8 protein-coding genes are annotated in these 8,075 nt (G+C 68.4%); 5 read left to right on the top strand and 3 right to left on the bottom strand.

Annotated features, from left to right (window positions below):
• Positions 1 to 1,073, top strand: a 1,073-nt coding sequence (locus tag ACZYZ3_RS18790; RefSeq protein WP_463965304.1) for an alpha/beta hydrolase, incomplete at its 5' end; no start/stop codon positions are given.
• Positions 1,070 to 3,625 carry a bifunctional lysylphosphatidylglycerol flippase/synthetase MprF gene (locus ACZYZ3_RS18785; RefSeq protein ID WP_463965303.1) on the top strand — a complete coding sequence of 852 codons (2,556 nt, stop codon included), beginning with the start codon at positions 1,070 to 1,072 and terminating at the stop codon, positions 3,623 to 3,625. The genes ACZYZ3_RS18790 and ACZYZ3_RS18785, both read left to right, overlap by 4 nt.
• Before the next feature lie 79 nt (positions 3,626 to 3,704).
• On the opposite strand, the gene ACZYZ3_RS18780 is transcribed toward ACZYZ3_RS18785, so the two are convergent.
• Positions 3,705 to 3,908, bottom strand: coding sequence for a cold-shock protein (locus ACZYZ3_RS18780; RefSeq protein ID WP_024365900.1), 204 nt, complete (start codon positions 3,906 to 3,908; stop codon positions 3,705 to 3,707).
• Between ACZYZ3_RS18780 and ACZYZ3_RS18775 the strand changes: the two genes are divergently transcribed.
• Complete coding sequence (locus ACZYZ3_RS18775; protein WP_463965302.1) at positions 3,856 to 4,785, top strand: P-loop nucleotide/nucleoside kinase family protein; 930 nt, start codon at positions 3,856 to 3,858, stop codon at positions 4,783 to 4,785. The two genes, ACZYZ3_RS18780 and ACZYZ3_RS18775, sit on opposite strands and share 53 nt — an antisense overlap.
• A gap of 27 nt (positions 4,786 to 4,812) precedes the next feature.
• Here ACZYZ3_RS18775 and nucS read toward each other — a convergent pair whose 3' ends face one another.
• Complete coding sequence (nucS, locus tag ACZYZ3_RS18770; protein WP_056426140.1) at positions 4,813 to 5,508, bottom strand: endonuclease NucS; 696 nt, start codon at positions 5,506 to 5,508, stop codon at positions 4,813 to 4,815.
• 59 nt (positions 5,509 to 5,567) lie between these two features.
• Between nucS and ACZYZ3_RS18765 the strand changes: the two genes are divergently transcribed.
• Complete coding sequence (locus tag ACZYZ3_RS18765; RefSeq protein WP_463965301.1) at positions 5,568 to 5,921, top strand: Rv1322 family protein; 354 nt, start codon at positions 5,568 to 5,570, stop codon at positions 5,919 to 5,921.
• 47 nt (positions 5,922 to 5,968) lie between these two features.
• Positions 5,969 to 6,772 (top strand): alpha/beta hydrolase, encoded by an 804-nt coding sequence (locus ACZYZ3_RS18760; RefSeq protein WP_463965300.1) that lies wholly within the window; start codon positions 5,969 to 5,971, stop codon positions 6,770 to 6,772.
• A 71-nt stretch (positions 6,773 to 6,843) separates the two neighbouring features.
• Here ACZYZ3_RS18760 and ACZYZ3_RS18755 read toward each other — a convergent pair whose 3' ends face one another.
• Positions 6,844 to 8,016, bottom strand: coding sequence for an AI-2E family transporter (locus ACZYZ3_RS18755; RefSeq protein ID WP_463965309.1), 1,173 nt, complete (start codon positions 8,014 to 8,016; stop codon positions 6,844 to 6,846).
• Between the last annotated feature and the right edge of the window lie 59 nt (positions 8,017 to 8,075).

Below are 8,075 nucleotides of genomic sequence, written 5' to 3'. Positions count from 1 at the left end.
GGCCGGCCGCCGCCCGGCCCGCCGGGGCCCGCGCCCCCGGCCACAACGGCCGCCGGCGTCCGGCCCGGACGAGGGCGGTGTCCACGGCCGCCCTGCTCGGCGTCGTCCTGCTCTCCGCCGTCCAGATCAACGGCTACTTTGGCCTCAACCACACGGTGAGTGACCTGACGGGTACCGCCCTGGCCCGGATCCAGCCACTGGAAGACGGCCTGAAACGCGCCCCGGGGCCCTCCGCCGCCGTCCCATTGGCCGGGTGGAACCCTCCGGCTGACCTGCCCGTGGGCGGCGTGCTGCGGCGGTCCGGAATCCCCGGCACCGCCTCAGGCTTTGCAAGCCGTGAAGCCTACGTCTATCTGCCGCCGGCCTACCAGGCCTCGCCCCGTCCGGCTCTTCCCGTCCTGGTCCTCTTCGCCGGCCAGCCGGGGGCCCCGGCGGACTGGCTCACCGGCGGGGCACTGCGCAGCCGCATGGACCGGTACGCAGCCGCGCACCGGGGCGTGGCTCCGGTGGTCGTCGTCGTGGACCCGAACGGTTCCGCCGCGGCCAACACCCTTTGCATGGACAGCAGGATCGCCCGGGCCGACACGTTCCTCACCCAGGACGTGCCGGCATGGATCAACCGGACCCTGGACGTGGATCCGGACCCCCGGCGGTGGGCGGCCGGGGGATTCTCCTTCGGCGCGACCTGCGCCCTGCAGATGGTGACCCGCCATCCGGACATCTACAGCTCCGCACTGGCCTTTTCCAGCGAGCAGGAACCCGCCCTGGCCAAGGAGCGGGAGAAGACCGTTGCAGCCTCCTTCGGTGGCGACACCGAGGCCTTCGACCGCCAGACCCCGCTGCGGCTCATGCGGGAGCGCCGCTTTGACGGGCACGCCATCTACTTTGCCGCCGGCGAGCGGGACCCCGAATTCGTCGGCTACCTGGAGGTCCTGTCCGACGCCGCGCGCGCCGCCGGGTTCACCGTGGACTCGCGACTGGTCCCCGGTGCGGGACACTCCTGGGAGACCGGGTCCAGGGGGCTGCCCGCCGGACTGGACTTCCTGGCGTCCCGTTGGGGCATCCCGCAGTGAGCCCGGCAGCCACTAAAGGGCAGCGGGGGACCGGGGCCGGCTCCCTCCAAGGGCTGGGGCGTGCGGGCCTGCGGCAGTCGCTGGCCCATCTGCGGGCCATACCATTCACCCTCGCCGTCCTCGCGGTCTTCGTGATCACCGGCGCAGCCACCGGAAGCTTCCTCTCCGGCCCGCCGGAATCACTGCTGGACGTGGCGTCCGTCAGCGCCCCCGAGCTGAAGGGCGGGAACTGGTGGTCGCTGTTCAGTTCAATGTTCTTCGCCACCAACCTGCTGGCCTACGCCGCGGCCGCACTGATGATCCTCCTGCTGCTGGGCCTCGCCGAGCGGCAGCTCGGTACGCGGCGCACGGCCGTGTTCTACTTCGCCGCCCAGTTCGCCGCGGTGACGCTGTTCCTGCTGGTGACACAACTCGCCCGCTATGCCGACGATGGCTGGCTCAGCGCGATGGTGGACTCGCGGCTCATGGGCCCGTACGCGGCGGTCCTGGCGGTGTCGCTGGCTTCCAGCGGGCTCCTGCCCACGCTGTGGCAGCGGCGGCTGCGCACCGCCGTCGTGTCCGTCTCGCTGATGCTCGTGCTGTACGTGGGGCATGCCGAGACCGTCGTCGGGTTCGCCGGGGCGCTGGCGGGGCTGGCGGCCGGATGGTGGATCCAGGGCGACAAGGGCACCCTGCACCGGCACCGCTCCACCGGACGCGAAACCCGCAACCTGCTCGCCCTCACCGTGGCGATCTTCGCCGTCGGACCCATCCTCACTGCCACGGCCCGGACCCCCACCGGGCCACTGGCGCTGCTGCGGGACGTCGTGCTCAACCCGCTGCCCACGCTGAACCAGCTCGAGCAGTATTGCGGAGGCACCGTCGACGCCACCTGTCTTGAGGCCGGCCGCGCCGATTTCGCCGGGCCGCTGGGCCTCGCGCTGGCGGTGGTGCCCGTGGTGCTGCTGCTCATCTGTGCCGACGGCATGCGCCACGGCCGCCGGCTCGCCCTGCGGATCGCGATCACCCTCCAGCTCGCCGTGACCGCCATGGCCGCCGTGTACCTGTCCCTGTTCGCCAGGATTCCGCAGTACGCGAACAGGCCGCACACCGGCGTGATGGGGTCCGGTTTCGTGCACGTGCTGCCCCTGGTGGTGGTGCCGCTCGTCCTCGTTGTCCTGCTCGCGGCGAACCGCCGCCAGTTCCGCGTCGAGACAACTCCCCGCGCCCGCCGGGCCCTGACCGCAGTTGTCGGCGGCACGTGGCTCGTGCTGGCGTCCTGCTATACCGGAGTCTGGCTGGCCGCCGGCGGCATGGACCGCGACGGCGGCCTGCTGGGCCTGGCTGCCGAGCTCTCCCGCCAGTACCTGCCGCTGCCCATCCCCGGAATCTACAGCCGCATCTTCCAGGGCCGCGACGCCGTTGAGGCCTTCCTCTTCGCCGCCTCCGGCATCATCTTCTGGGCGGTCGCCCTGGCCGCCGTCTGGCTGGTCCTGCAGCGCCGGCTGCACCTCAGCGACGCAGGCGCGGGCGATCGGGACGTGGCCCGCAGCCTGATCCGCCAGGGCGGCGACTCGCTGTCCTGGATGGCGCTGTGGGAGCCCAACAAGTACTGGTTCTCGCCGGACGGCCGCGGGGGAGTGGCCTACCAGCAGCATGGCAACGTCGCGCTGACGCTGGCGGGGCCCTTCGGTCCGGCGGCATTCCACGAGGAGGCCGCGTCGGGCTTCATCCGGTACTGCGCCGAGCATGCCCTCATTCCGTGCTTTTACTCCTGTACGGACGAGCTGTGGCCGCTGCTGAAGGGCCGCGGGTTCCGGCGGGTGGCGGTGGCACAGGAGACGCGGCTGGCCGTGCGCTCGCTCGAGTTCAAGGGCAAGGACTGGCAGAACGTCCGGACCGCCCTGAACCGGGCCAAGAAGACCGGGGTGCGCGCGGTGTGGGGCCGCTACGCCGACTTCGCGCCGGCGGTGCGCGCCCAGCTGAGCGAGGTCTCGGAGGAGTGGGCCGCCCAGAAGCCCGTCCCCGAGATGGGCTTCACGCTCGGTGGCATCGATGAGCTTGAGGACCCGGAGGTGCTCTGCTGCCTCGCGGTGGACGCCGAGGGGCAGATCCAGGGCGTCACCAGCTGGCTGCCGGTCTATGCGGACGGCCGCCTCGTGAGCTGGACGCTGGACTTCATGCGCCGGCGCGGCGCTGCGTTCCCCGGCGTCATGGAGTTCCTGATCGCCTCGGCGGTACAGGAGCTCCGGAACTCGGTGGAGGTCATCTCGTTGTCCGGATCCCCGCTGGCGAAGGAAGCTGACACGGTCCCGGGTGCTCCCCGCGATGAGGCCGGACCCGAGGCGCTGGCCAGAATCCTCGACGTTGTCGGGAAGGCCCTCGAGCCCGTGTACGGGTTCCGTTCCCTGGCGACTTTCAAGTCCCGGTTCAAACCCGACTACCGGACGCTGTACCTCTACTACCAGGACCCGCTGCAGCTGCCCGCCATGGGCAGGGCACTGAGCCGGGCCTATCTGCCCGGACTGTCCGTGCGGCAAAGTGCGCGGCTGCTGCGGACCCTCGTGCGCTGAGGCAAAAAAATGGTCCCCGGCGCAAAGGCCGGGGACCATTTCTGCGCGGGGACTGCCGCTGGCAGTTCCGCTGCGGGTACTAGACCAGCGTCACGCCGGTAGCCTGGGGGCCCTTGGCGCCCTGGCCGATTTCGAACTGAACGCGAGCGTTCTCGTCGAGGGTCTTGAATCCACCGGTCTGGATCTCAGAGTAGTGAACGAAGACATCGCCATCGGAGTCATCCGGGGTGATGAAGCCGAAGCCCTTTTCAGCGTTAAACCACTTGACGGTTCCCTGTGCCATGTATATCTCCTCATTATGGATCCTGGTTAAGGCCGGCACACTTCGTGCCGGACTTGGTCACTCCGCGAGAAGAACCTTGGCTGTGGGACCGGATCAACCGGACTTCGGCGGCAGGAGCTTCACGCTCGCAACATGTCTTGCGAGCATGAAAAAACACCTACACAAAGACTGGTATAAGAATTTCATGCCATTTGCGTCAGGTCAACGGGCCCGGCGCACAATTGACATAAAAAGTTGTGCAAAGTATCGACGAATGATTTCACCGCGGAATACCGCAGGGCCTTTCACCCATGCCGGGCAACCGCTTCCCGGCGGCATTCCTGCTCTGACGCCACAATGGACTATGGCTGAATCTTTTATCTTGGTAAACGGCCTTCCTGGCTCGGGGAAGACCACACTCAGCCGGCAACTGGGTGAGGCATTGTCCGTGCCGGTCATCTCAAAGGACGAGCTGAAGGAAATGCTGGCCGGGGTCGCCTGCGGCAATGTTGCCGGCCGCCGGCTGGGACAGATTGCGCCTGAAACCACGTGGCAGCTGGCGGCTTCGATTCCGGGGACCGCCATTGTCGAATCGTGGTGGTACCGGCCACGCGACCTTGACTACGTGGCCGAAGGTATCGCCCAGTCGGGGAGCCCGGAGGTGGTGGGGATCCGGTGCGAGATCGACCCGAAGCTGGCCCGGGACCGCTATGAATCGCGCGGGCGGCATAGGATTCATTCCATGGGAGCAGCGGCGGCAGCGGCGGCAGCGGCCTGGGCCGACTGGGCGGCGCACGCAGCTCCCCTGTCGCTCGGCCCGACTATCCCGGTGGACACATCGGGGCAGGTTCACCTTGCCGGGCTGAGGGAGCAGCTGGCACTGGCGATGGGCTCATAGCCGGGGTCAAGGCCGGCGCAGGGGGTTCTAAAAGAGCCGGGATTCGACGTCGTCGACGCCGCGCATGGCGTCGTAGTCGAGGGTGACGCAGTCGATGCCGCGGTCGTTTGCCAGGACCTTGGCCTGTGGCTTGATCTGCTGGGCAGCGAAGATCCCGCGGACCGGAGCCAGGAGGGGGTCCCGGTTGAGCAGTTCGAGGTAGCGCGTGAGTTGTTCGACGCCGTCGATGTCCCCGCGGCGCTTGAGCTCGATGGCCACCGTGGCGCCTTTGGCGTCCCTGGCGAGGATGTCCACCGGGCCGATGGCGGTGAAGTACTCGCGTCGGATGAGGGAGAATCCGGCGCCGAGGAGTTCGATCTGGTCGGCGAGGAGCCGCTGCAGGTCCGCCTCCACACCGTCCTTGATCAGTCCGGGGTCCTGGCCCAGCTCATGGGAGGTGTCATGCAGCTGCTCATGGATGTTGATGATCAGGCGGTCATCGGTCTTGGCCGACTGGACGGTCCACTGCTCGACCACGCCGATTTCGACGTCGACCTCGTCGGGGGTGGAAACCCGCAGGGACGCCGGGGGACTCATCCAGTTCAGCGGCTTGTAGGATCCGCCGTCGGAGTGGACCAAAACGGAACCGTCGGCCTTGACCAACAGGAGCCGGGTGGCGAGCGGGAGATGGGCTTTGAGCCGGCCGACATAATCAACGGAGCAACGGGCTATGACTAAACGCACCCGGTCAACACTACCGTCTGCCGGGACACCGGGCACCCGGACTGGGGCAGAATGGAACCATGCCCCGTTCCAACCGCCCCCGCCGAGCCGTGTCAGGACGAGCCGGCCCGGGCAAAGCCGCCAAGCCCGGAGTGAAGGGCGGACCCGTGCCGGAGCTGGACCTGGAACGCGCGCGCTCGGGCTTTGCGCGGCGGGAGAATGCGCCGGACGGCGAGTGGTCGGTCCGGCCCGTAACCGCAGGCCGTGCGGAAAAGACCTATATCTGTCCGGGCTGTTCGACGGCGGTGCTGCCCGGCGTGGCGCACCTCGTCGTGTGGTCCGAATCCCATCTGTTCGGGTCCGCCGCGGGCCTTGCGGAGCGGCGGCACTGGCATACGAACTGCTGGACCTCACGCAGCTACCGGTACCGCTGACTGCCGGCGCGGACTGCTTCGGCGGCCGCCTTCGCTAAGCTGGACGCATGAGTTTTGACCCGGCGTCCTACGTCTTCAGCCAGCCGTCCGCACCGACCGCGATCCGTGCCTCCACCGTTCTCCCGGCCCGCCGGGAGAACGTGGAGCTCCGCACCAGTGACGGACACCGGCTGGTCGGCGAGCTGGCGCTCCCGGAGTCCGGCGAGGTGAAGGCCACCCTGATCACGCTCCATCCGCTGCCCACCCACGGCGGCTTCATGGACTCGCACGTCTACCGGAAAGCCTCCTACCGGCTGCCCGCCCTGGCTGGAATTGCCGTGCTCCGGTTCAACACCCGCGGCACCGGGTCACCGCGGGGAACTTCCGAGGGAATGTTCGAGGAGGGCATCGGCGAACGGCTCGATGTCGAGGCGGCCGTGAAGTTCGCCGTCGACCGGGCCCTGCCGAACCGCTGGCTGGTGGGCTGGTCCTTCGGCACCGAGCTCGCGCTGATGTATGGGGCGTCGGAACCGGTGGCCGCCGCGTTGGAAGGTGCCATCCTGCTCTCGCCCCCGCTGCACCGCGCCACGGAGGTGCACCTCAAGGAATGGGCAGCCTCCGGCAAGCCGCTCAAGGTCCTGGTCCCCGAACTTGACGACTACCTCCAGCCGGCCGAGGCCACGGAGCGTTTCCGGGCGGTGCCGCAGGCCCGCGTCGTGGGCGTCGACGGCGCCAGGCACCTGTGGGTGGGGGAGAAGTACGCCGGCCGGGTGCTCAATGAAATCGTCGACGAAGTGCTCCCGGGCCGAGCCGGCGCCGGGACAGAACTGCCGCAGGAATGGGCCGGCCCAGTGGCCACGGCGCACGCCTGAGCGCCTTTCTGCTGCGGAAAAGGAGAGCCGCTACGTGGATCCACGCAGCGGCTCTCCTCTGGCGGAAAGTGTCAGTGCTTGTCCTGGCGGACGATGAAAATCTCCTTGACCAGGAGCAGGATGGCGGCCGCAGTGGGGATGGCGATCAGCGCGCCCAGGACACCGAGCAGACTGCCGCCGGCGATCACCGAGATGACCGCAACGGCGCCGGGCACCGCGACGGCTTTCTGCATGATGCGCGGGGAGATGAAGTAGGCCTCGAACTGCAGGTAGGCAAAGTAGCAGACGGCGTAGACCACGGCGGTCTGCCACCCCGCCGTGAGGGCGATCAGCGTGACAATGACACCGGCAATCAGGCCGCCAACCAGCGGAATGAAGGCCAGCAGGGCCACCACGAAGGCCAGCAACACGGCGAACGGGACGCCGACGATCGTCATCACAATGAACGCGAAGGTTGCGTTGACGATGGCGACGACGGCCTGGCCGATCACGTAGTTTCCCACCGACCCGGTGATTTCCTCGGACAGGGCCTGGACCCTGGCCCGCCGGGACCGCGGGGCCAGTCGATAGCCCCATTTCATCATGGCCGGCAGAGCGGCGAGGAAGTAGAGGCTCAGCACCAGCACAATCAGGGCGCCGAAGAGCCCGTTGGCCACGGTGGAGCCGAATCCGACGACACCGCCGAAGATGCCGCCTATCGCCTCCGGGTCGTTGACGAACTTCTCCAGCTCCTGGGTGATGCGTTCGCGCACCCCGTATTGGTTGTCGATGCTGCGGAAGAAGTCGGAGTTGATGAATTCCGTGATCCACCGCGGCGCCTCTTCGACGATCTGGGTGACCTGCTGGACGATCGTGGGGATCAGCGTGGCAAAGAAAGCCGCGACGCCCAGGGCCAGGGTGGAAACGGCGACCACAATGCCCGCGGCGCGGGGGAGCTTCTTCCTTTCGAGCCAGCGCACCACCGGGTCCAGGCCCAGGGCGATGAAGAGTGCCGCCACGATCCAAAGGATCAGCTGGGTGGTGTTGGAGCCGATCCAGTAGACGAGCAGGGCGACACCGACACCGACCGTACCCATGAATCCGACATAGAGGGGATGCTGGGAGGACATCCGCGGGCCCGGATTGCCGAAGCGGGCGCCAGCCTCGGTCTCGGACGTCGGCTCGTCGTCCTCCTGCTCCGGGGGCATCTCGAAGCGGAGCCGCGGCTGGGCTCCCGGCAGGGGCTGGCGCAAGCGGTGGGCCATCGAGTTCAGGACCCCGGCCAGGGCCACGCGGCGGGGGGAAACCTGCGCCTGCGGACTGT

The sequence above is a fragment of the Pseudarthrobacter linnaei genome (assembly GCF_055412825.1).
The sequence above is the reverse complement of the archived record's forward strand: the minus strand, read 5'-3'. Positions and strand labels throughout refer to the sequence as shown.

Coding starts and splice junctions, on each gene's coding strand:
- ACZYZ3_RS18775 (WP_463965302.1), top strand. CDS start 3,856: ATGAAGCCGAAGCCCTTTTCAGCGTTAAACCACTTGACGGTTCCCTGT.
- ACZYZ3_RS18780 (WP_024365900.1), bottom strand. CDS start 3,908: ATGGCACAGGGAACCGTCAAGTGGTTTAACGCTGAAAAGGGCTTCGGC.
- ACZYZ3_RS18765 (WP_463965301.1), top strand. CDS start 5,568: ATGCCCCGTTCCAACCGCCCCCGCCGAGCCGTGTCAGGACGAGCCGGC.
- ACZYZ3_RS18760 (WP_463965300.1), top strand. CDS start 5,969: ATGAGTTTTGACCCGGCGTCCTACGTCTTCAGCCAGCCGTCCGCACCG.
- ACZYZ3_RS18755 (WP_463965309.1), bottom strand. CDS start 8,016: ATGGCCCACCGCTTGCGCCAGCCCCTGCCGGGAGCCCAGCCGCGGCTC.